Below are 20,854 nucleotides of genomic sequence, written 5' to 3'. Positions count from 1 at the left end.
CCCACACCCCGGTGCCCGCCACCTCCCCCACAGGTGGCGGGCACCGCCGTGCGTGGGGACGTCGTCGGCTTCCGACGGCGAACTAACCCCTCACCATCCGGCGTACGATGGCGCCCCGGATTTCAGCAACACTCCGGGGTTTCGTGCACAACCGGAGGTCCGCTGAAAAACCGCCGCTTGTTTGGGCGTCTCGACGCTGCCCGACCTGGACCTTCACAATGGGGTCCTCATCACCCCTGTGAGGGGTACCAACTCGATGGCTTGTTCGATCTCCTCGCGCGTAAAGGTGCGTCCTCATCACCCCTGTGAGGGGTACCAACGGGCCGTGGGTGAGGACGAGTCGGGCGGCGTGTCGTGTCCTCATCGCCCCTGTGAGGGGTACCAACACCGCGCCGAGCGGGGCTCCATCCTCCCCGGCGAGGCCCGTCCTCATCGCCCCTGTGAGGGGTACCAACGTGTTGCTGAGCACCATTTCGATCTCTCGGGTGGCGTCCTCATCGCCCCTGTGAGAGGTGCCAACGCGACCTGATGGGTGTGGCGGTGCACCTACCTACCGGGGTCCTCGTCACCCCTGGGAGGGGTTAAGCATCCGGCGGACCCCTCGGGCTGGCTTCGATGGTTGGTGGTTCTTGCGGGCCCACCGCAGAGGGAGAGCCCGCTACCGGTCCGTCCTTGTTGATCTGTTCTCGCTCTGGAACACGTCGCGAAACCCTCACACCGGGCGCCGAGGTACTTCCCGGCAGGATGTCGGGCCGCGATCGCCTGGGCTGATGCGCCGAGTTCGGGCGCTGAGCGGCGGTACGTCCGGGAAATTCTCCTGTGTCTTTCTGACCGAGGGCGATCTCCCGTGCGCGCATTGTCAGACCCTCCTGGCAGTCTTCGGCGTGCGCGGGTTCCGGGAAGGAGCGGAGCCCGCCTGGAGGGAGGTGCGCGGTGGTCGGGCGATCATCGGTGCATGGGGCAGGGAACCGATTTCCCAACTTCCGCCCACATCACATGACATCAGATGCTTTGATGTGCGGGCCGCGAGGGTGCCGGGTCAGGGCCCTCACATCTTTGGGGGGTGATCTGCGGTGCGATTGACGCTGTCCGTGACCACGACGGCGGGGGAGATTCCCTGGTCGGAGGTGTTGGCGCCGGGCCGCTCGCTCGTCTACGACGTGCTCGGTCGACAGGCCGCCGACCTCGGCGCCCGCCTGCACGATGGCGGTTGGGGCCCTCACAGGATGGTCCCGTTCGGGTACTCGGCCCCCGTGTTCCCCCGCGCGCCCCGCAAGCGTGGCCGTTACACGGCCGGTGGCCCCGGCACGATCGAGATCGGCAGTCCGCTGCCGGAGGTGCTGGAGCCCTTGGCGCGGGGGTTGGCGGGTCGCGAGCTGCTGGACTGGGGCGGGGTCGCGCTGCGCGTCACCGGCCTGAAGGCGGTGGAGCCGCCGTCGTTCGACTCCGGCCGGGCCGTCTTCCGCACCGCCACCCCCCTGCTGATGAAGGGCTCGGGCCGGGACGACAGCGGTGAGCGCGTCACCCGTCAGGACTGGCTGCTGCCGGGTGACCCGGGCTGGCCGGAGTACGTGCAGCGGAACCTGGAGCGCAAGGCGGAGACGTTGGGTCTCAAGCCGGATGTCCAGTTGGAGGCGGTCGACCGAGTCGGTCCCAAGCGGTCGTTCTCCGTGGGCAAGGGCATGAAGCCGGGGTGCACGGTGGAGGTCACGCTCTCCGGTGAGCCGGAGTTGCTGGCGGCCCTGTGGAGTTGGGGTCTGGGCCAGGGGAACTCCGCCGGGTTCGGATGGATCGCCGCATGAGCCCCACCGAATCGCCCGTCACGGAGACCACCCCGGACGTGGCGGAGCAGTACCGTCTCACGCTGACCCCGCACCCCCTCCAGCGGATCGGCGCGTACGCGCTGGCGGCACTGGTGGAGTCCACCCCCGCCGACCTCACCGCCGACCGTTTCCGCGCCGCCGTGGAGCGGATGACGGGTGACGCCGTCCGCGCTTCCGTCCGGGAGAGCAAGGCTCCGGACGGGTTCTGGCAGAAGGCCAGCCTCTCGTTCTTCCCCAACGCCCCGATGAACCACCCCGGGCGCTACAAGGGAAAGAACGAGAAGGGCGAGCCGAAGACTGCCCGGGACGTGCAGGAGGCCACCCGTCGGTGGCTCTCCCTGCCGGACCCGGCGACCTGGCCGGACGCCGACTGCGCGCTCTGCGGGCGCCGGGCCGTCGGTTGGTACGGCAAGCAGGACATGCCGTTGGCGGAGAGCCAGGCGTACCGCAACACCACGCCGCGCGGGCACGAGGGCACCGCGTTGTGTCACCCGTGTCTGTGCAGCTTCCGCGCTCTGCCCTACGGCAGCCAGTTGACCGGCGGGACCTCCACCGCCCTGCACAGCTGGGACGAGAGGTTCACCGCGTACACCGTCGGTCGGCGCGCCGACCTCAACGCGGGCGTCGCGGCGACCGGGGCAGCCCCGGCGAGGGAGCACGCGCGTGAGGTCGTGGCGTTGAAGGCCCTGCGCGGTTACGCCGAGCCGCTGCGGGCCGGGGTGGACCTGCTGGTCTTCAACAACAACAACCGTGGCCAGGTGCTGGAGCGCCACCACCTGGACCAGCCGCTGGCGGAGTGGCTGAGCGGTCGGCACGCGGCGGGCCCCGGCTTCCGCGTCCTGGTGCGTGCCCACGCCACCGCCCGTACCTCCGGGTACGTCGCGCTCGGCCGCAACGCCTTCCGTGCCCCCGAACGCATCCTCGGCACCTCCGCCCGCTGGCTGCTGCGGGCCGCCGCCGTGCCGGAGTTGCGCGAGGACCGCCGGTCGCTGTCGGCGCTGTTGAGAACGTTCGCTGAGAAGGTGATGCAGGTGCAGGAGAAGGACCTCGCCGAGATCCGGGCGGTCGCCCGCAAACTCGCGTACCGGCTGAGCAAGGAGGAGAGCTGGTCGGGGCTGAAACAACTGCGCATGCACCTGCGGGAGCCCGCCGGTCTGCGGCGTTGGCTGACCAGCGAGGGCATCACGTGGGCCTGTCTCGACCCCGAGGGTTCCGAGAACGGCGTCAAGAAGGAACTCGAAGGCCCTCTGGTGAGCGAGCGGGCCTACCTCCTGCTGCTCGACCCGTCGCCGAACTCCCGGGCCTGGCTGCACCGGGACCTGCTCCTCGTCGGCGTGCTGGAGGAGTTGGACCGGCTCGGTTGGCACCTCAAGGGGGACCGGGCGGAGGAGGCCATGAAGGAACTCCACCGGGACACGAACGACGAGGACAACGAGCTGCTGTCGGATGAGGAGGGGAAGCGATGACGTTCCTGGTGGGAAAGATCGTCGAGGACATCAACGCCGGCGCGCCGAACAACGCTGAGGGCGAGGACAACATCGGCAAGGTCAAGAGCCTGCGGGTGGGCCGGGACACCCACCCGTACGTCTCCGCGCAGGCGTTCCGCCGCTGGCTGCGGGACTCGCTCCCGGCCGGCGAGCCGCGTTCGGAGGTGACGCGCAGCGGCAGCGGCAAGAACCAACACGCGCACACCCGGGGCCGCCCGGACCGCTTCCTGGACGACGACCTCTTCGGCTACATGGTCGCCATCAAGAACGAGAGCTACCAGCGGGACACCGTGCTGGCCACCGGAACCCTGGTCTCCGTCGTCCCGCAATCCATCACCAAGGACTTCGGCACCATGAGCCGGGGGTTCGCCACCGGTGAGCCCCCCGTGATCCACCAGCACCAGCTGTACAGTGCCGTGCTGGCCGGGGACCTGCTGCTGGACCTGCCCCGGGTCGGGGTCTTCGAGACGGACGGCAGCGGCCTGCGTGTCGCCATGTTGAAGGCCGCCGCCGAGGAGGCGGTGAAGGCCGGGGCGCAGACCACGACCTTCCGGGGCAACGCCTCGGTGCGGCTGCCGCTGGAGGAGCGCCGCCGCCGGGTCGCGGTGCTGCTGCGGGCGCTGGCCTCGCTGCGCGGCGGAGCCAAGCGGTCCCTGCACTACGGCGACCGCACCCCCGCCCTGGTGCTGCTCGCGCCGATGAAGGGCGGAGTCAACCCGTTCACCCGCATCGTGGTCCCCCGCGAGTCCGCCCCCTTCTTCGACACCGATGTCCTGCGTGAGGAGATGGCGGCCTGGGCGGACGAGATCGACGGGCCCGTCTCCATCGGCTGGGCCCCCGGCTTCCTGGGCGACCAGCGGGACCGGGTGAAGCGGGAGTTGAAGGACCTGATGGAGGCGGGGAAGCTGGTCGTGGACCACCCCCGGACGGTCCTCGGCGACCTGGCCCACCGTTTCGAGGAGGGCGAGCTGGACGGCTGGTTCGAGGACCGGCCCGCATGAGCCCGCTCGCGGACACGGCCGCCGTGGCGTCCACGGCGGCCGGCGACACCCGCCCGACCGTCGCGGCCCGGGCCCTGGAGGTCACCGTCACGGCGCCCGTCGTCTCCTTCCGCGACCCGCTCTACTCGGGCGTGCAGGTCACCCTGCCGTGCCCCTCGCCCGCGACCGTCGGCGGCATGTTGGCCGCCGCGGCGGGCGGCTGGGACCGGGTGGACGAGGAGCTGGGCTTCGCGTTCACCTTCCGGGCCGGCGGCACGGGCGTGGACCTGGAGACGTACCACCCGCTGGAGCCCGGGCGCGGGTCCGCGCAGCCCGCCCCCCGCAACCGGGAGTTCCTGGCGGACGTGACCCTGTGCCTGTGGCTGTGGGACGACCCGGAGCTGTGGCGGCGGCGCCTGCGGCGCCCCCGGTGGCCGCTGCGGCTGGGGCGCAGCCAGGACCTCATCGGCCTGTCGATCGCCGAGGACACCGTGCCGCTGTACGAGGCGCCGGGGCACCTGGGCGCGGCCCTGGCCGTGCACACCCCCGACCTGGACCCGGCGGCCGGCCGACAACTGCGCATGCCCTGCGCGGTGACCCCGGAGCGCGACGCCACCCGTTGGGGCACCTTCCGGTTCGACCACACCGGCCGGTCGCGCCATCCGGTGCCGGGCAGCTGGTCCACCGCCGACGGCCGGGCCGTTGTCCCGCTTCCCTCCCCCCACCCGGCGACCGTGCGGCGCCCCGGCCGGGAGGCGGCCGGGTGAACCTTCCCACCGGCCCGGTCGCCCCGCCGCTGGACCGCCTGCTGGCGAAGAGCGCCCGGGGCGGCCGACCACCGGAAACCCTGGTCGAGCACCTGTGGGCCACCCTCCGCGCCGCCGAGGCGCTGTGCGCCCGCACCGGCCGGATCACGGCGGTGGAGGGGCCGCTGAACGGCACCTTCGAGGAGGCCGCGGCGCTGGCCGCGCTCTGCCACGACGCGGGGAAGATCCCCGGCGGCTTCCAGGACATGGTGTGCGGGCGCGCGAAGACCTGGGGCGAACGGCACGAGGTGCTGTCCCTCGGGTTCCTGCCCCCGCTGATCGCGGACCCGGCACTGCTCGAATGGGTCGCCCTCGGCGTGCTCACCCACCACCGTCCGCTGCGCGACGACGAGGCGCGGGGCATCCAGCGGCTCTACGGGAACGACGAGGTCTCGGACCTGCGCGAGCGGTTCGACCGGATCACCCCCGGCGCCCCGACCGCCCTCCTGGAGTGGCTGCGGGCCACGGCGGCAAAGTCCTCCCTCCCGGTGGGGACGGGCGACGTCGCGCCCTTCGCCGAGGACGACCTGCACGCACTGAGCCGGGAACTGCTGGAGAAGGTCCTCCACCGCTGGGTCATGGGTGGTGCCGCCCCCGGCGAGGGCCTGGCCGCCGTGCTGCTCCAGGGCGCGGTGACGGCGGCCGACCGCCTGTCCTCCGCCCACGGCGACCTGCACTCCCACCAGCCGATCGGTGAGGGTTTCCGCGAACGGCTGGAGCGCGGGTTCGCCGCCCGGGGCCGCACCCCGCGCGAACACCAGCTCCGCGCCGCCGACCACTCCGGCCACCTCCTGCTGCGCGCCCCCACCGGCAGCGGCAAGACCGAGGCGGCCCTGCTGTGGGCCGCCCGGCAGGTCCGGGACATCGCCGAGGACACCGGCGGCGTCCCGCGCCTCTACTACACCCTGCCGTACCTGGCCTCCATCAACGCCATGACGGAACGACTCGGCGACCTCCTCGGGGACCGCGAGGTGGTGGGCGTGGCGCACTCCCGGGCGGCCTCCCACCACCTCGCGACCGCGATCACCCCCGAGGACGGAGACACCGCGCGGGCCGGCGCCGCCGCGCGCGCCGTGGCCCGGGCGGAGGCGACCCGACTGTTCCGGGAGACGGTCCGGGTCGGCACCCCGTACCAACTGCTGCGCTCCGCCCTCGCCGGCCCGGAGAACGCCGGCGTGCTGCTCGACAGCTGCAACTCCGTCTTCGTCCTGGACGAACTGCACGCCTACGACGCCCAACGGCTCGGCTACGTCCTCGCCATGGCCGGCCTGTGGAAGAAGCTCGGCGGACGCGTCGCCGTCCTGTCGGCCACCCTGCCGGACGCCCTCGCCGACGCCGTCGGCGAGTCACTGGGGGAAGCCCCGCACCTCATCGACTGCCCGGACATCGGCCTGCCCCACCGCCACCGCGTCCGCACCCGGGCGCACCACCTCACCGACGCCCCGGCGGTCGAGGAGATCGGCGAACGCCTGCGGGCCGGGGAGGCGGTCCTGGTGGTCGCCAACAACGTCGCGCACGCCATCGACCTCTTCGAAACGCTGGCACCCCTCGCGATCGAGGCGAACGACGGCGACCCCGACGCCGCGACCCTCCTCCATTCCCGCTTCCGGCGCGGGGATCGCGGCGCCATCGAGAAACGGGTGCGCGAGCGCTTCGGCACCGGCCTCGCCCCCCGACGGGGCGGACTGCTGGTCGCCACCCAGGTCGTGGAGGTCTCCCTCGACGTGGACTTCGACGTCCTGTTCACCTCGGCCGCGCCGCTGGAGGCCCTGCTGCAACGGTTCGGCCGGGTCAACCGCGTCGCGGCGCGCCCTCCGGCCGACGTCATCGTGCACGAACCCGCCTGGACGAAACGCCGCGGCAAGCAGGACGCCGCGAGGGGAGAGGAGGTCTTCGCCGACGGCGTCTACGAACGGGAACCGGTGACCCTCGGCCTGGACATCCTCCGGGACCACGACGGGAAGCCGGCCGACGAGGCGGAGGCCACCCGCTGGCTCAACCGCGTCTACGCGAGCGAGTGGGGAGAGCACTGGCGGAAGCAGGTCGAGGAGCAGCGGGAGAGCTTCGCCTCCTCCTTCCTCCGCTTCAACCGGCCCTTCGACGATCGATCGGGCCTGGCCGGAAGGTTCGACGAACTCTTCGACGGAACCGAGGCCATCCTCGACACCGACCGGGAGGCATACGAGGAGGCGCTGGGCTCCGCCCACCGCCGGGCCGGCCGCCTGCTCGCGGACGATCTGCTGATCCCCCTTCCCCACTGGGCCGGCCCCACCGCCGGGTGGGACCGGCGACTGGGGGTCCACGTCGTCCAGGGCGAGTACGACGAACGCCTCGGCCTGACCGCCGTGCACACCCGGGGCGCCCAGTCCTCCTACCAACCGGGAGAGGTGCTGTGATCGACGCCGAGGACGTGGGCGGCGTCCACATCAAGTACCTGTACCACTGCCCCCGCCAACTCTGGCTCCACCTGCGCGGCATCCGCCCCGAACACCTCAACTCCGCCGTGCAGGTCGGCGAGGCCGTGCACGAGACCTCCTACGCCCGGGGCACACCGGTGGATCTCGGCGCCGCGCGCCTGGACTTCGTGGACGGCCGACAGTGGGTCCACGAGGTGAAGTCCTCCGGCAAACCGACCGAGGCCGACCGCGCCCAGGGCCGCCACTACTGCCACCGGCTGCGCCGCGTCGGCGTCGAGGCGCAGGGCGCGATCCTGCACTACCCCTCCACCCGCCGCACGGCCCGCCACCCCTACACCGCCGAGGAAGCCGAACAGGCCGAACGGGACATCGCCGAGGTACTGGCCGTGGCCGCACGCCCCACCTCGCCGGACCGACTCGCCCGCAGCCGCTGCCGTGGCTGCTCGTTCACCGATTACTGCTGGACGGAATGAGATGCCCGCCGCCACCCGCACCTACTGGCTGACCGGCCCCTGCCGCATCCGGCGCAAGGACCAGTCGCTGGTCATCGAACTCGAAGCCGGGCGCCGGGCACACGTCCCGGTGACGGACGTGCGCGACATCGTCGCCTGCGCCGAGACCGACATCAACACCTCGGTCATCTCCCTGCTCAACCGGAACCGGATCAACGTCCACTTCCTCAGCTTCTACGGCGACTACGCCGGTTCCCTGCTCACCTCGGAGGTCAACACCTCGGGGGAGACCGTCGCCGCGCAGGCCCGGCTGTCCGCCGACCCGGCGGCGGCCCTGGCCATCGCCCGATCCATCGCCGAGGCGACCGCCTTCAACGTGCGGCGGGTGGTGGACCGCTCGCTGCTCGCCCGCCCGTACGAGACACTGCGGGCCTCCCTCCCGGAGGCCGCCACGCCCACGGCGGTGATGGGCGTCGAGGGCACCTTCCGGCGCTCGGCATGGGAAGTGCTGGACACCAAGCTGCCCGACTGGCTCCAACTCCACGGCCGATCCCGAAAACCCCCGGCCAACGCCGGCAACGCCTTCATCAGCTACGTCAACGGCATCGTCTACGCCAGGACCCTGACCGCCGTCCGCCTCACCGCCATGCACAGCGGCCTCGCCTTCCTGCACAGCACGATGGAACGCCAACGACACTCGCTGGCCCTCGACCTCTCCGAGATGTTCAAGCCGCTCTTCGCGGAACGCCTGTTGCTGCGCATGGCCAGCCGGAAACAACTCAAGCCGACGCACTTCGACAGCGGGGTCAACCAGGCGATGCTCGGCGAGACCGGGCGCAAGCTGGTCGTGCAGACCGTCCGCGACGAGTTCGCCACCACGGTCGCCCACCGCACGCTCAACCGGCCGGTCGCCTACGACGAACTGCTCTACCTCGACGCCCTCTCCCTCTCCCGGCACTGCCTGGAGGGCACCCCGTACAAGCCGTTCCGGATCTGGTGGTGAGCACCGATGCACGTGGTCGTCGTCTACGACACCGACGCCAAACGCAACGCCCGCATCCTCCGCACCTGCCGCAAGTACCTGCACCACGTGCAGCGCAGCGTCTTCGAGGGACAACTCAGCGACGCTCAACTCCGCCGCTTCCGCGCGGAGGTCGAATCGGTCCTGGACCTGTCGTACGACAACGTCCTCGTCTACACCTTCCCGCCGGGAACCACCCCGGTGCGGATGGAGTGGGGAGCGGTCCAGGCGATGCCGACGGACGTACTCTGAGAGCCCGGATTTCAGCGACTCTCTGGGGTTTCGTGCACTACCGGAGGTTCGCTGAAAAACCGCCCCCGATCCCGACGCCTGGACCGCGCCTGACCTGGACCTTCACAATGGGGTCCTCATCGCCCCTAAGAGGGGTAACAACGTGAGCCACTGCATGACCGCCGCGCGGTCCGCCAGTCCTCATCGCCCCTAAGAGGGGTAACAACAACGACCGGCCCGACCGCACCACCAACGCGAGCGCGTCCTCATCGCCCCTAAGAGGGGTAACAACCCGGTGTCGATGTAGTAGTCGGTCAGGGCGTCCCAGGTCCTCATCGCCCCTAAGAGGGGTAACAACCTTCGCGTTCAACGGCGCCTCCCACAGGGGGCACACGTCCTCATCGCCCCTACGAGGGGTAACAACCCCAGGGCGCCGAGCATGGGTCGGACCTGTCCGGCGCATCCTCATCGCCCCTACGGGGGTAACAACACGGGGATCATCAGGCCGTCACCGCCAGCCGCCGGTCGTCCTCATCGCCTCCACTAGGGGAGCCCACGCGGAGAAGGTGAGAGAGCCAGCCAGTGGCCCTCTCACCTCTCTACAGGGGCAGGCGCACCGCCTCGGCCAGCTCTCGCATCTGCGGGGTCAGTGTCCGGCGCCGCACCATGCGGCCCATGATGTCCTGCGCGTACCGCTGGTGGGGGAGCCATTGGGGGCGCCGCCCGGCGTACGTCCACGAGGGTTTCCACGGCTTCGCCGTACTGCCGGGTGCGCACCTGGGCGTCGGCCACGTCGAGAAGGTGACGGTTGCGGTGCCCGACAACGGGCGCCAGCTTCCGACCGGTGATGCGTTCGGCCACCTTCAACGCGGCATCGGGGCGGTCGCAGATCACCGCGAACTCGGTGCGCTGCATCGCCACGGTCAGCGGTCCCCACGTCCGGGTACGTCCGTAGGTCTGGGAGGCGTCTCCGCATGGTTTCTCACCCGCCCACAGCGCCGCAGCCGCCTCGGCCAGTCGCAACGCCTGTTCCGCCTCGTCCTCCCGGGCGTCCCGCGACGCCGCTGCGGCCACTCGACCCAGGACGACACCCCACGCCGCCAGGTCCTCCGGCGTGGCCCGGGACAGCCTCGGCTCCAGCTCGTCGGCCCAACGGGCGGCCAGATCCCGGGCTTCGGCGAGGCGTCCCTGCCTCAACAACAGCCAGCACCGGCTCTCCACCATGTCGGCGGCGGTGGCGGCCCCCTGCACCAACCCGGCCTCCTCCGCCCGGTCCAGGGCGAGGGCGGCGGCATCGTATTGACGAGTCTGAATCATCAACCGCCCCGCCAACAGCAGGACCCGGGCCCGTACCGGCCCGCCGAGCGCGGCGGCGTCCCTCAACAGCCGGGGAAGCATCTGGGCAGCGGCGGCCAAGTCCTCCTTGACCAGCCGCGTGCCCATGGCGTTCAGCGCACCCGTGACCCCGGCGATGGTGGGAGGTTCCCCCTCAACAGAGTTTTGGGCGTCCGGCTGGAGAAGAGTGGCACGGACCGGGGCCCACGGGGCCTCGGGGTCCGAGTCCTGTGGGGGTTGGTGCTCCGCGACCAACAAGGCGGTGGTGGGAACGCCGAGGGCGGCGGCAAGTCGGCGAGCGGTTTCCAGCCGTGTGTCCTGCCGGGCGCCCTGTTCCAACTTGGAGATCAGGGAGAAGGAGAGACCGGCGGCACCGGCGAGTTCCCGTTGGGTGAGACCGGCGCGCTTCCGCGCTTCGCGAAGACGGTCTCCGAAGGTTTGCTCAACCATGGCTTCCACGACTCCCGTTCCAGCGGGCATGAGGTCGCTCCCCGGACGGTATGCCCGATTGTCGGGGGAGCCAACGACCGGACACCGCATGGGCGAAAATGGGGTGCTTCTCCCATCGAACACTTTGTCTCGCGCCTTGGTACCCCTGTGCCGGGAGAGAGGCGGGTGAGGCTGAAGGGCTTCGGGCGGAGGGTGGTCGGCGTAGTGTGGGAGCCCCGGATTTCAGCGACTCTCCGGGGTTTCGTGCACTACCGGAGGTCTGCTGAAAAATCGGCTGCCGAGACGGGGACTCGACTGTGCCTGACCTGGACCTTCACAATGGGGTCCTCATCACCCCTGTGAGGGGTACCAACCCGCGTTCGGCGGCGCGGGCCCACCCTGCGGCGCGGGTGTCCTCATCACCCCTGTGAGGGGTACCAACCGGACGGCGGTGAGGGTGTCGGCGTCCGTGGCCTCGGTCCTCATCACCCCTGTGAGGGGTACCAACGTGCGGGAGGCGAGGTCATCGGCGAGGGAGGCGGGGGTCCTCATCACCCCTGTGAGGGGTACCAACCACCCACAGATCAGCGGGCCGGCGTAGTCGTGGGAGTGTCCTCATCACCCCTGTGAGGGGTACCAACTGTTGCCGGACCACCGTGGCTTGCGAGTCCACTCGGGGTCCTCATCACCCCTGTTGAGAGATGTCAACCGGGTTGGTACCGAGTGCTCGTGGCGCGTTGGGGCCACGCCCTCCTCGCCAGGGGAGGAGAAAACCTTCTTCACCCCTCATGGACCCGGGTCATCCGCTAGGGTCCTCATCACTTCTGCGAGAGACAACAGCTCGGTGGGGTGCGTCCTGCTTGTCGGCAGAGCCGGGACGTTTGTCGAGTCGTGGGTGAGGGGGCGACTCGAAGGGGGCCTCGAATCAGACCTTCGAGGTTTGAAGGGGAACGCCGGCAAGGGGCGGGGAGGGGACTTGTCGTAGCACGTGGCGATGCCGTGCCGCCTTTTCGACTTGTTGATCATTTCCCGACGGTGTTCCGCTCCTTGCGGAGGCCGACCGTCGTGGCCGGCGGGCCGACCGCTTCAATTCCCCTCCCTGCGGGGCGCGGTCCGCTCCGTTCGGCGCAAGGCCCGCTCGACCGGTCGAGCGGGAAACCCGGCTGAGACGTGATGACCCGAGGAGTTCAAGGCATGACAGCGGATGCCTTCGAGAGACCGGTTCCGGAATCGGACGCGGGCGGCCAACGAGCCCTCGCCCTCCTGGACAAGGCGATCAACGTCCAGAGCCCGCTGGTGCGCAAGAACATCACCAGGGCCCGCCAACGGAACCCGGAGGCGACACCGGCAGAGGTGATCCGCAACCTGGAGCGGATGTACGTCAGCGCCCTGACCGGAACGGGGGCCGCCGTGGGAGGGACGGCTGCTGCTCCCGGAGTCGGCACGGGAGTCGCACTGGCGCTGTCGGCGGGCGAGGCATTCTCATCCCTTGAACTGAGCACTCTCTTCGCGCTCTCGATCGCCGAGGTCCACGGCATCCCCCTCGACGAGTTGGAGCGCCGCCGAACCATCGTGATGGGAATCATGCTCGGCGGGACCGGTTCCACCCATATAGCCAAAGTTGCCGAGCGGACGGGGCAGCACTGGGGACGGCAGGTGGTCGCCAAGGTGCCCATCGAAACGCTGCGCCAGATCAACAAGATCCTGGGCAAGAATTTCGTCACCAAGTACGGGACCAAGCAGGGGATCATCGTTCTCGGTCGCGTCGCGCCGTTCGGTATCGGTGCTGTGATCGGTGGCGGCGCCAACGCCGCTATCGCCACTTTCACCGTGAGGGCCGCCCGTCGTGCCTTCGGCCCGCCCCCGGCATCGTGGCCGGAGATGGTGTGCGACGACGCACCGCCCGTGTCCGAGGACCCGCCCGTCTGATCCGCGTCGCATCGAAGGACGTGGAGCCTGCCGACTTCGCCGCCGGGATCGACCACGGTACTCACATCGCGCCATGAACCCCGGCCGGGCGGCCCCGCCGAGGTTGGAAAGGTCCGGGCGCGGCTCCGTCGCTTCCGGCCGGTCAACCGTTGTCCCCGGCGGTGCGTCCCGGGACGGTGGGGCGAGGCCGCCGGGAACGTTCGAGGGGTGGGGCCACGTGGATGCCTACGAGGAGCGGTTCGGTTGGAACCGCACAACGCTGGGGCTGATGGCCGGGTGCGTGGTGCTGACGGCGGGTTCGTTCCTGCCGGATACTCCGCTGTACATACGGCTGTTGGCCGTGGCGCTCTTCGGGGTCGGCGGGATCGTCATGGCCATCGGCTTGTCCAGGGGAAAGGTCGCGCTGCGCGTCGATGAGCAGGGCGTACTCCTGAGCAGCAGCCCGTTGTGGCACGCGGAGAGGACCAGCCGGGTGCGGTGGGAGCACATCGCGGCCGTGGTGTTGTGGGAGCAGCGCCTGCGGCACTCGCGACTGTTGCACCTGGGCCTGGCCCGCCACTCGGTGACAACGGCGTTGTCGGGGTGGGGAGGTGAGCCCTCCATCGAGAAGCAGGGGCCCTGGGCTCACCTTCCGCTGCCTCCCATGGAGGTCAGTGCGCACGTGAACGGTTGGCGGCTGGACGAGGCCCGTCTCGCCGACGCCGTGGCCCGGTTCGCCCCGCCGGGCGTGCGGGTGATCGACACCCGGGGGAAGTGACCCACCCGGTAGTGACGGGCACGACGGGGCTCCGGTGCCCGTGGGGTGCCGTCGGTCCCCGGGGATGGGGTCCGTCCGATCGGCCCGGTCGTTGTTCGGGCCTGTACAGGCGTTGCCCACGGCGTTGGAATGGGCCGGGCGCGGCTTCGTCGCCTTCGGCCGGTCGATCGCCCCGGCGACGGGGGTCCCGAAGCGCCGGGCGAGGTCGTCGGGAACGTTCGAGGGGTGGGGCCGAGTGGAGGCGTACGAGGAGCGGTTCGGGTGGGACCGCAGGACGCTGGGGACTGTGGCCCTGTGCGCCGTGTTCGTCGGACTGGCCTCCCTGCCGGGAATGCCGGTCGTGATGCGCGTACTCGTCTACGCGCTTTTCGGGGTCGGCGGGCTCGTGATGGTCTTCGTCGCGTTCAGCCGGAAAGTCGCGTTGCGGGTGGATGAGCGGGGTGTGCTGCTGGGCGGCAGCCCGTTGCGGTACTCGGCGACCACCGCCCGGGTCCGGTGGAACACGATCGAGGCCGTGGTGCTGTGGGAACAGCGCCTGCGGCACACGCGAATGCTGTACGTGGGTCTCGCCCGTCTCCCCGGAAGTCCGCCGCTGCCGGGCCCCGGGCGAGGGCTGGATCCCCCGATCGTCGGGGCCCGGTCGGTGGGTCACGTGCCCCCGGAGGTCCTGGCGGCGAGCGTGTGCGTGAACGGTTGGCGGTTGGACGAGGCCCGTCTCGCCGCCGCTGTCGCGCGGTTCGCCCCGCCGGGCGTGCGGGTGATCGACACCCGGGGGAAGTGACTCCCCGGCAAGGGTGAGCGCGGGTCCTCATCGCCCCTGTGAGGGGTCCCCACGCGGTCTTGGCGCCACCCGCTCGCGCCGCGAGGGGTGGGGAGCCTGCCACCGACGCGGGTCACACGGTGGTGGCCGATCCGGAGGGAGACGGGCTCTGCTCGGACTCGGCGACGGGGAACCGCACCCCGGTGAGGTCTTCGGAGACGGCCCACAGCCGTTGCTGGACGGCTATTTCGTAGGACTGTGGGCTGGAGGTGACCAACCGGGGGTGGCCCTTGACCTGGTTGCGTCCGTCAGGGCCGTAGTACTGGCCGCCGAGCGCGGCGGGATCGGTGGCGGCGCGCAGGGTCGGCAGCGCGCCCATCGCCGCTGTCTGGGTGATCAGCGGCGCGAGCCGGGTGAGCGGAAGCCGGAGGGCCGCGGGGGTGTTGCGGGCGAGCTCGGTGTTGGACATGCCGGGGTGTGCGGCCATCGCGACGGTGGTGCCGTGCGTGGCGAGCCGGCGCTGCAGCTCGTAGGTGAACATGAGGTTGGCCAGTTTGGACTGACCGTAGGCGGCGACCCGGCTGTACGACCGCTCCCATTGCAGGTCGTCGAAGTGGATCGCGGCTCGGATGCGGTGGCCGGTGCTGGTGACCGTGACCACGCGCGAGCCGGGTACCGGCAGCATCAGGTCCAGCAGCAGCCCGGTGAGTGCGAAGTGGCCGAGGTGGTTGGTGCCGAACTGCATCTCGAAGCCGTCCCGGGTGGTCTGCTTCGGGGTGTACATCACGCCGGCGTTGTTGATCAGCAGGTCGATCCGCTCGAACCGGGACCGCAGGGCCACCGCCGCGGTTCGGACGGATTCGAGTGAGGTCAGGTCCAGCGCCTGTACGGTCACGTCGCCGGTCATGCGGGCTGCGGCCTGCTCGCCCTTCTCGACGTCACGCACGGCGAGCACCACGGAGGCCCCGCGCTCGGCGAGTGCCTTGGCGGTCTCGTACCCCAGGCCGGTGTTGGCCCCGGTCACCACGGCCACCCGCCCGCGCTGGTCCGGAATATTCGCCGTCGTCCACTTCTCGCTCATGTCGGGCTCCCACCTGATTAAGTACCGGAGGTATCTTGTGTTCCCGACACTAAAGTACCCCAGGTACGTTGTCAACGTACCGGCGGTACTCAAGTTAGGCTGGTGATCGTGAGTTTCCAGCGGGCGCGAACCGAGGAGCAGCGGGAGATCCGCCGGCGGGCGATCCTCGACACGGCGTCGGCGATGCTCGACGAGATGCCCGTGGCCTCGGTCACCTTGAACGAACTCAGCCGCCGCGTGGGGCTGGCGAAGCCGAACGTGCTGCGTTACTTCGAGTCCCGCGAGGCGGTGCTGCTGGAACTGCTGGACCGCTTCCTGCGGGAGTGGCTGACGGACCTCGCGGGCGAGTTGGCCGCGGGCATCGACGAGAAGCTGCCCATGGCCGAGCGGGCGACAGCGGTGGCCGGGATTCTCAGCAGCTCACTCGCCGGCCGAGTGGTGTTGTGCGACCTCTTCGGTGCCCAGGGCGGCGTCCTGGAGCACAACGTCTCCGTCGAGGTGGTCGCACGCTACAAGCGCGCCTCCCTGGACCGCCTGACAACCATGAGCACCCTGATCCGGAGGTATCTGCCGGAGCTGGGCGAGAACGCGACGCCGTTCAGCCTGCACACCATGGTCATGGCCGGCGCGCTGTCGGCGTACAGCACGCCCCCGCCCAGCCTGCAGGCGGCCTACCGGGCCGAGCCCGACCTCGCCCGCTTCCACCTGGAGTTCAAGGACTCCTTGAAGCTGGCCCTGACCGCGACCCTCCTGGGCGTGCTGCCCCGCGACTGACCCGTGTCGCACGGAACAGGCAAAAGCCTCTGTACTTCTCGCGCGCCCGGACGGTGGGGGCGGGGTGCCCGAACCGGCGTGCCGCGCGTGTGGCCTGATGCCCGGTACCGCGACACCACGAGGCATCCCTGCGGTGGCACATGCCCCGAAGTTCTCATCGCCGTTGTATAGGGCGCCAACGAGACCGTCATGAGGCGCCGGAGGGGGCCCGGCACCGGTCCTCCTCATCCCTGTGAGGGGCAAGGGCAGGCCAAGAGGGAAGTTCCCCGGGTGTCGCCGAGGTGGGATTCAAGCGTTCTCCGTCGGCGGGGTCGAGGCGGGGGCGACGGCGTGGACGCGCTCGGTGAGGAGGTGGGTGCACTCCCGGTAGGCGGTCAGCGGGACCCGGACGGGACCGTGTTCCACGGTGCCGAGCCACTGCACCGCGAGGTCGTCCCGGCCGCACCACAGCCAACAGGTTCCTCGGCGCCACCGGTCGGGGGAGTGCTCGCGCACCATCGCCGGCGGGCGTATTCGCCTCTTCATCGCGCCCGGCTCCCGAAGGGGTCGATGTCGGCTTCGCGGAAGGCGGTGAGGCGGGTGCGGGCGGTCAGCCAGAGGCGTTCGCCCTCTTCGAGGTCGAGGCGGACGCCGGTGTGGGTGCGGACCACGTCCACGATCCGCATGGGCACCCCGCCGATGATCACCCGGTCCTCGACGCGGGCGGTGGTGCGGGTCAGCGCCACGGTCTCCAGGTGCTCGGGCAGGGCCGGGCCCGGGAACCGTTCGGGGGTGGGCTCGGGGTGGTTCACAGCCACCGTCCGGGGACGGCACGGTAGGGGCGGGTGATGATCTCCCGGTAGGTCAGGTGATCGGGGTGGGCCCGCAGGTGGGCGAGCATCCAGCCGGTGAGGTGTCCGCCGCCCTCCCCGGTGGGCCCGAGGCGCCCGCACACCGCGCACTGGCCGGTGAAGGTGAAGGCTTCGGCGTCCGGTTCCCGGTCGGGTTCGATGGCGTACTCGCGGAAGCGGAACACCCCGGTCGGGGTGTCGGTGCCGGGCCGCCCGGCCGGGGCGGTCACCGGTTCCCGTCCGCGCACAGCGGGCAGTGCCACACCGGCGTGTCCTCATCGCTCTCCCCGACCTGCCGACCCTCCTGGGTGAGGGTCGAGCAGGCCGCGCAGCGCACCAGCGCCCGCACCGGCCGGGCCCCCGGCACCGGGAGCGGAGGCGGGGTGTCGGCCAGACCGGCGGCGGCGTCCGCCAGGTCCTCGCGTCGTCGGCGTTGCTGCGGGGTGAGCCGGCGGGTCGGCGCGTCGTTGCGCATGGAAACTCCCGTGATGTGACGTGTACGTTCCGTCACCCATCACGCTAGGGCGGGGGCGAGGAAGGCTTCAATGCCGGACCGGTGTCACTTCAACCGAGAGTGACGATTTGTGCCACACCGTCACATTGGCAGATGGATCGTTCGTGCCAACCGGCGCATCTCGGGGGTCAGCTTGCGACGGCGCTCGGTCATCGCCTGCACAATGTCCCTGGCGTACCGCTGGTGCCCGAGCCACTGTGGCGCGTCCCGCTCCACCCGGAGCAGGGTCTCCGTCGCCTCCCCGTACTGCCGGGTGCGGACCTGGGCGTTCGCCACGTCCAGGAGGTGACGGTTCCGGCTGTTCACCGTGGGAGCCAGTCGCAGGGCGCCGATGCGGTCCGCCAGGCGCAACACCTCGTCCGGACGGTCCTCCACCATGGCCCGTTCCGCCCGCTGCATGGCCACCGTGACCGAGGAGAACCCCCGGTAGAACCCGGCCGTTCGCGCTTCCCCGGCTCCGCCCGGCCGCATCATCGCTCCCGCCGCGGTGGCCAGGCGGAGGGCGTGCTGGGCGTCGTCCGGACGACTGTCCCGGGCGGCTGTCGCGGCCACGCGAAGCAACACCGCTCCCCAGGCCGAGAGTTCGCCGTTGGTGGCGGTGGACAACCGGGGTTCCAGCTCCACGGCCCACCGGGCGGCCAGGTCGGAAGCCTCCTGCAAACGTCCGCTGCGCAGCAGAAGCCAACAGCGGTTGTTCGCCATGGAGGCGCCGTGCAGGGTGTCGGGCACCAGACGGTCGGCACGGTCGAACGCGGTGGAAGCGGGCTCGTACAGGCGGACTTGCGTCATCAGACGTCCGGCGAGTTGCAGGACGCGCATCTGCAAGGAGGTGTCGGCGAGGGCCGTGGAGTCCCGTACCAGGGCGGGGAGAAGAGTCGCCAGGTCCGTGAACCGGCCGCGTACGTAAAGATCCACGGCCGAGTTCAGGGCGCTGCTCACCCCGGCGGGGGTGGGTTCCTCCTCGACGTCTCCGGGACCCGGTGCGCTCACGGCGGCCACCAGTTCCGCCCACCGGTCGTGATCAACCGGAGGAGTGCTCTCGGGGGGTTCCGTGGCGAGGAGTCGGGTGGTGGGGATATCGAGGGCGGAGGCCAACCGGCGTGCGGTTTCCAACCTGCTTTCCCGGCTGCCCTGTTCGATCTTCCGAATCATGGAGAGGGATACGCCGGACCGGGCGGCGAGATCGCTTTGGGTGATGCCGGCCAGCTTGCGGGCTTCCCGCAGGCGGTCCCCGAAGGTGTGTCCTGGCATGGGCGTATGTCTCCGTTTTCCCCGTTTCAGCCGTCTCGGGCAGGACGGTACTGCTTTTCGGGTGGGAAGGGGAGAGTGCCCGGGCATCGCTGCCATGGTGATGGGACAAGATGCTTGGGCGGGGTGAAGTCCGGTGCAGCGACGGCCGGGTTGGTGAGGTGGCTCATCCGGCTCTGCATGGTGGGCAGTGGTTTTCTCAGGCGGAACGCCGTGCGAGCCACCGGTCATCGACGTACGCTGGCGGCCCGGATTTCAGCGACTCTCCGGGGTTTCGTGCACTACCGGAGGTTCGCTGAAAAATCGGCTGCCGAGACGGTGACTCGACTGTCCCTGACCTGGACCTTCACAATGGGGTCCTCATCACCCCTGTGAGGGGTACCAACACGATGTGGCGGGCCGTGGCGTGGAGGACTTCCACGGTGTCCTCATCACCCCTGTGAGGGGTACCAACAGGTAGGTGCGGCGGGCGCGGCGTTGGATGTCGTGTGGTCCTCATCACCCCTGTGAGGGGTACCAACATTGACCCCACGCGCACGTCCACGATGTCCGCCGGGGTCCTCATCACCCCTGTGAGGGGTACCAACAGGTAGGTGCGGCGGGCGCGGCGTTGGATGTCGTGTGGTCCTCATCACCCCTGTGAGGGGTACCAACATTGACCCCACGCGCACGTCCACGATGTCCGCCGGGGTCCTCATCACCCCTGTGAGGGGTACCAACAGGTAGGTGCGGCGGGCGCGGCGTTGGATGTCGTGTGGTCCTCATCACCCCTGTGAGGGGTACCAACATTGACCCCACGCGCACGTCCACGATGTCCGCCGGGGTCCTCATCACCCCTGTGAGGGGTACCAACATCCAGGTGCCGGCGCGGATCGCCGCTTCCTGCTCCTCGTCCTCATCACCCCTGTGAGGGGTACCAACGTGCGGATGCCGACCATGCACGCGGTCATCCGGTGTCCTCATCACCCCTGTGAGGGGTATCAACACCCGGCGGCCGAGGTGGTCGTTCCAGCCGATGAGGTCCTCATCACCCCTGTGAGGGGTATGGCCTACCCACCGAGCGGTGCGTCGGGTGGTCGGGACGAACCGTTCGTTGTCGGCGGCGTTGTTCAGGGGGAACGTGCGCCGTGTTGGGGGCCACGGCGGGACGCAGGGGAGTGGGATGCGGGCGGATGTGCGGCAGGTCGCGGAGGGCACCTATCTGGTGCACGGCAGCAACACCAACTGGGTCATCCTCACCGAGGGCGGGGAGATGACCCTGATCGACACCGGCTACCCCGGTGACCGGCAGCGGCTGCTGAACTCGCTCGCCGAGGTGGGTGGTTCCCCGGAGCGGGTGGCCGCCGTGCTGATCACCCACGCCCACAACGACCACCTCGGGTCGGCCGAGTACCTGCGGGCCGAATACGGCACGCCCGTCCTGATGCACGAGGCCGAGGTGCCGCACGCCCGCCGGGACTTCCTGCACCAGGTGTCGATCGGGACGGTCCTGCGCAACGGGTGGCGGCCGGGCGTGCTGCCCTGGGCCGTGCACGCGCTTCGTTCCGGTGGGACGGCCCGGCTGCCGGTGGCCGAACCGGCGCCGTTTCCCGGGACCGGTCCCCTCGACCTGCCCGGCCGGCCGGTCCCGGTGCACACCCCCGGCCACACCGACGGCCACTGCGCCTACCACCTGCCGCACCTCGGGGTGCTGGTCTCCGGTGACGCGCTGGTGAGCGGCCATCCGACCTCCCGCCACCGGGGTCCGCAGTTGCTGCCCGACATGTTCCACCACGAACGGGACCGGACGGTGGCCTCGTTGGACGTCCTGGCGACCCTCGACGGCGATGTCCTGCTCCCCGGGCACGGCCCGGTTCACCACGGTTCGCCGGCCGAGGCCGCCCGGCGGGCGCGGTCGCTCGCTAACGCGGCCCGGTGGGCGGCCTGACGCCTTCGCGGAACGCCGCCGGGCCACCCCCGCCGGGCCACCACCCATGGTCC

Annotated in this window: 20 protein-coding genes and 3 CRISPR repeat arrays; of the genes, 13 read left to right on the top strand and 7 right to left on the bottom strand. The window is 70.5% G+C overall.

The window, feature by feature from the left end; genetic code table 11:
* Positions 1-223: 223 nt before the first annotated feature.
* A CRISPR array of direct repeats spans positions 224-520; the repeat unit is 30 nt; unit sequence GTCCTCATCACCCCTGTGAGGGGTACCAAC.
* Positions 521-1,073: 553 nt separating this feature from the next.
* From cas6 to cas2, 8 genes are read left to right on the top strand one after another with little or no spacing between them, the layout of a single operon-like run.
* A complete protein-coding gene (cas6, locus tag FOE67_RS02305) occupies positions 1,074-1,802 on the top strand; it encodes a CRISPR-associated endoribonuclease Cas6 (RefSeq protein WP_182660056.1) in 729 nt (242 codons plus the stop codon).
* Positions 1,799-3,289, top strand: a complete 1,491-nt coding sequence (locus FOE67_RS02300; protein WP_182660055.1) for a hypothetical protein — start codon at positions 1,799-1,801, stop codon at positions 3,287-3,289. The genes cas6 and FOE67_RS02300 overlap by 4 nt, the downstream gene beginning before the upstream one ends.
* Positions 3,286-4,311: a type I-B CRISPR-associated protein Cas7/Cst2/DevR gene (gene cas7i, locus FOE67_RS02295; protein ID WP_182660054.1), complete on the top strand. Its 1,026-nt coding sequence runs from the start codon at positions 3,286-3,288 to the stop codon at positions 4,309-4,311. The genes FOE67_RS02300 and cas7i overlap by 4 nt, the downstream gene beginning before the upstream one ends.
* A complete protein-coding gene (gene cas5 / locus FOE67_RS02290) occupies positions 4,308-5,057 on the top strand; it encodes a CRISPR-associated protein Cas5 (protein ID WP_182660053.1) in 750 nt (249 codons plus the stop codon). Before cas7i ends, cas5 begins: the two co-directional genes overlap by 4 nt.
* Positions 5,054-7,492: a CRISPR-associated helicase Cas3' gene (gene cas3 / locus FOE67_RS02285; RefSeq protein WP_182660052.1), complete on the top strand. Its 2,439-nt coding sequence runs from the start codon at positions 5,054-5,056 to the stop codon at positions 7,490-7,492. The genes cas5 and cas3 overlap by 4 nt, the downstream gene beginning before the upstream one ends.
* Complete coding sequence (locus tag FOE67_RS02280; RefSeq protein WP_323384063.1) at positions 7,489-7,986, top strand: CRISPR-associated protein Cas4; 498 nt, start codon at positions 7,489-7,491, stop codon at positions 7,984-7,986. Before cas3 ends, FOE67_RS02280 begins: the two co-directional genes overlap by 4 nt.
* A gap of 1 nt (position 7,987) precedes the next feature.
* Positions 7,988-8,968 carry a CRISPR-associated endonuclease Cas1 gene (gene cas1, locus FOE67_RS02275; RefSeq protein WP_182660051.1) on the top strand — a complete coding sequence of 327 codons (981 nt, stop codon included), beginning with the start codon at positions 7,988-7,990 and terminating at the stop codon, positions 8,966-8,968.
* 6 nt (positions 8,969-8,974) lie between these two features.
* Positions 8,975-9,238, top strand: a complete 264-nt coding sequence (gene cas2, locus FOE67_RS02270) for a CRISPR-associated endonuclease Cas2 (protein ID WP_182604930.1) — start codon at positions 8,975-8,977, stop codon at positions 9,236-9,238.
* Between the two features lie 112 nt (positions 9,239-9,350).
* A CRISPR array of direct repeats spans positions 9,351-9,641; the repeat unit is 30 nt; unit sequence GTCCTCATCGCCCCTAAGAGGGGTAACAAC.
* Between the two features lie 167 nt (positions 9,642-9,808).
* Here cas2 and FOE67_RS02265 read toward each other — a convergent pair.
* A complete protein-coding gene (locus tag FOE67_RS02265) occupies positions 9,809-11,002 on the bottom strand; it encodes a helix-turn-helix domain-containing protein (RefSeq protein WP_228473471.1) in 1,194 nt (397 codons plus the stop codon).
* 1,173 nt (positions 11,003-12,175) lie between these two features.
* Between FOE67_RS02265 and FOE67_RS02260 the strand changes: the two genes are divergently transcribed.
* The 3 genes from FOE67_RS02260 to FOE67_RS02250 all read left to right on the top strand — a co-directional run bounded on the left by FOE67_RS02260 (position 12,176) and on the right by FOE67_RS02250 (position 14,448).
* Complete coding sequence (locus FOE67_RS02260) at positions 12,176-12,910, top strand: hypothetical protein (protein ID WP_182660050.1); 735 nt, start codon at positions 12,176-12,178, stop codon at positions 12,908-12,910.
* Between the two features lie 217 nt (positions 12,911-13,127).
* Entirely contained in the window at positions 13,128-13,667 is a 540-nt protein-coding gene (locus tag FOE67_RS02255; RefSeq protein ID WP_182660049.1) for a hypothetical protein, read from the top strand.
* A 91-nt stretch (positions 13,668-13,758) separates the two neighbouring features.
* Complete coding sequence (locus FOE67_RS02250) at positions 13,759-14,448, top strand: hypothetical protein (protein ID WP_182660048.1); 690 nt, start codon at positions 13,759-13,761, stop codon at positions 14,446-14,448.
* Positions 14,449-14,560: 112 nt separating this feature from the next.
* On the opposite strand, the gene FOE67_RS02245 is transcribed toward FOE67_RS02250, so the two are convergent.
* Positions 14,561-15,508, bottom strand: coding sequence for an SDR family NAD(P)-dependent oxidoreductase (locus tag FOE67_RS02245; protein WP_182660047.1), 948 nt, complete (start codon positions 15,506-15,508; stop codon positions 14,561-14,563).
* A 108-nt stretch (positions 15,509-15,616) separates the two neighbouring features.
* On the opposite strand from FOE67_RS02245, the gene FOE67_RS02240 reads away from it, so the two are divergent.
* Entirely contained in the window at positions 15,617-16,282 is a 666-nt protein-coding gene (locus FOE67_RS02240) for a TetR/AcrR family transcriptional regulator (RefSeq protein ID WP_182660046.1), read from the top strand.
* Positions 16,283-16,570: 288 nt separating this feature from the next.
* Here FOE67_RS02240 and FOE67_RS02235 read toward each other — a convergent pair whose 3' ends face one another.
* The 5 genes from FOE67_RS02235 to FOE67_RS02215 all read right to left on the bottom strand — a co-directional run bounded on the left by FOE67_RS02235 (position 16,571) and on the right by FOE67_RS02215 (position 18,877).
* Positions 16,571-16,807 (bottom strand): hypothetical protein, encoded by a 237-nt coding sequence (locus FOE67_RS02235; RefSeq protein WP_182660045.1) that lies wholly within the window; start codon positions 16,805-16,807, stop codon positions 16,571-16,573.
* Entirely contained in the window at positions 16,804-17,073 is a 270-nt protein-coding gene (locus FOE67_RS02230) for a hypothetical protein (RefSeq protein WP_228473470.1), read from the bottom strand. The genes FOE67_RS02235 and FOE67_RS02230 overlap by 4 nt, the downstream gene beginning before the upstream one ends.
* Positions 17,070-17,375, bottom strand: coding sequence for a DUF7848 domain-containing protein (locus FOE67_RS02225; RefSeq protein ID WP_323384060.1), 306 nt, complete (start codon positions 17,373-17,375; stop codon positions 17,070-17,072). The genes FOE67_RS02230 and FOE67_RS02225 overlap by 4 nt, the downstream gene beginning before the upstream one ends.
* Complete coding sequence (locus tag FOE67_RS02220) at positions 17,339-17,587, bottom strand: hypothetical protein (RefSeq protein WP_182660043.1); 249 nt, start codon at positions 17,585-17,587, stop codon at positions 17,339-17,341. The genes FOE67_RS02225 and FOE67_RS02220 overlap by 37 nt, the downstream gene beginning before the upstream one ends.
* 120 nt (positions 17,588-17,707) lie before the next feature.
* A complete protein-coding gene (locus tag FOE67_RS02215) occupies positions 17,708-18,877 on the bottom strand; it encodes a helix-turn-helix domain-containing protein (RefSeq protein ID WP_182660042.1) in 1,170 nt (389 codons plus the stop codon).
* Positions 18,878-19,230: 353 nt separating this feature from the next.
* Positions 19,231-19,924: a CRISPR direct-repeat array (repeat unit 30 nt; unit sequence GTCCTCATCACCCCTGTGAGGGGTACCAAC).
* Positions 19,925-20,036: 112 nt separating this feature from the next.
* Between FOE67_RS02215 and FOE67_RS02210 the strand changes: the two genes are divergently transcribed.
* Positions 20,037-20,801 (top strand): MBL fold metallo-hydrolase, encoded by a 765-nt coding sequence (locus tag FOE67_RS02210; protein ID WP_182660041.1) that lies wholly within the window; start codon positions 20,037-20,039, stop codon positions 20,799-20,801.
* Positions 20,802-20,854: the final 53 nt, after the last annotated feature.

Source organism: Streptomyces calidiresistens, from assembly GCF_014141525.1.
GTDB classification, from domain to species: domain Bacteria; phylum Actinomycetota; class Actinomycetes; order Streptomycetales; family Streptomycetaceae; genus Streptomyces; species Streptomyces calidiresistens.
Note: the sequence above shows the minus strand (reverse complement) of the source record. Positions and strands in the feature narration are given on the sequence as shown.

Bases quoted from the DNA above. Each gene is read 5' to 3' on its own strand.
- FOE67_RS02300 (WP_182660055.1), top strand. From the start codon at position 1,799: ATGAGCCCCACCGAATCGCCCGTCACGGAGACCACCCCGGACGTGGCG.
- cas7i (WP_182660054.1), top strand. From the start codon at position 3,286: ATGACGTTCCTGGTGGGAAAGATCGTCGAGGACATCAACGCCGGCGCG.
- cas5 (WP_182660053.1), top strand. From the start codon at position 4,308: ATGAGCCCGCTCGCGGACACGGCCGCCGTGGCGTCCACGGCGGCCGGC.
- cas1 (WP_182660051.1), top strand. From the start codon at position 7,988: ATGCCCGCCGCCACCCGCACCTACTGGCTGACCGGCCCCTGCCGCATC.
- cas2 (WP_182604930.1), top strand. From the start codon at position 8,975: ATGCACGTGGTCGTCGTCTACGACACCGACGCCAAACGCAACGCCCGC.
- FOE67_RS02265 (WP_228473471.1), bottom strand. From the start codon at position 11,002: ATGGTTGAGCAAACCTTCGGAGACCGTCTTCGCGAAGCGCGGAAGCGC.
- FOE67_RS02260 (WP_182660050.1), top strand. From the start codon at position 12,176: ATGACAGCGGATGCCTTCGAGAGACCGGTTCCGGAATCGGACGCGGGC.
- FOE67_RS02245 (WP_182660047.1), bottom strand. From the start codon at position 15,508: ATGAGCGAGAAGTGGACGACGGCGAATATTCCGGACCAGCGCGGGCGG.
- FOE67_RS02235 (WP_182660045.1), bottom strand. From the start codon at position 16,807: ATGAAGAGGCGAATACGCCCGCCGGCGATGGTGCGCGAGCACTCCCCC.
- FOE67_RS02220 (WP_182660043.1), bottom strand. From the start codon at position 17,587: ATGCGCAACGACGCGCCGACCCGCCGGCTCACCCCGCAGCAACGCCGA.
- FOE67_RS02215 (WP_182660042.1), bottom strand. From the start codon at position 18,877: ATGCCAGGACACACCTTCGGGGACCGCCTGCGGGAAGCCCGCAAGCTG.
- FOE67_RS02210 (WP_182660041.1), top strand. From the start codon at position 20,037: ATGCGGGCGGATGTGCGGCAGGTCGCGGAGGGCACCTATCTGGTGCAC.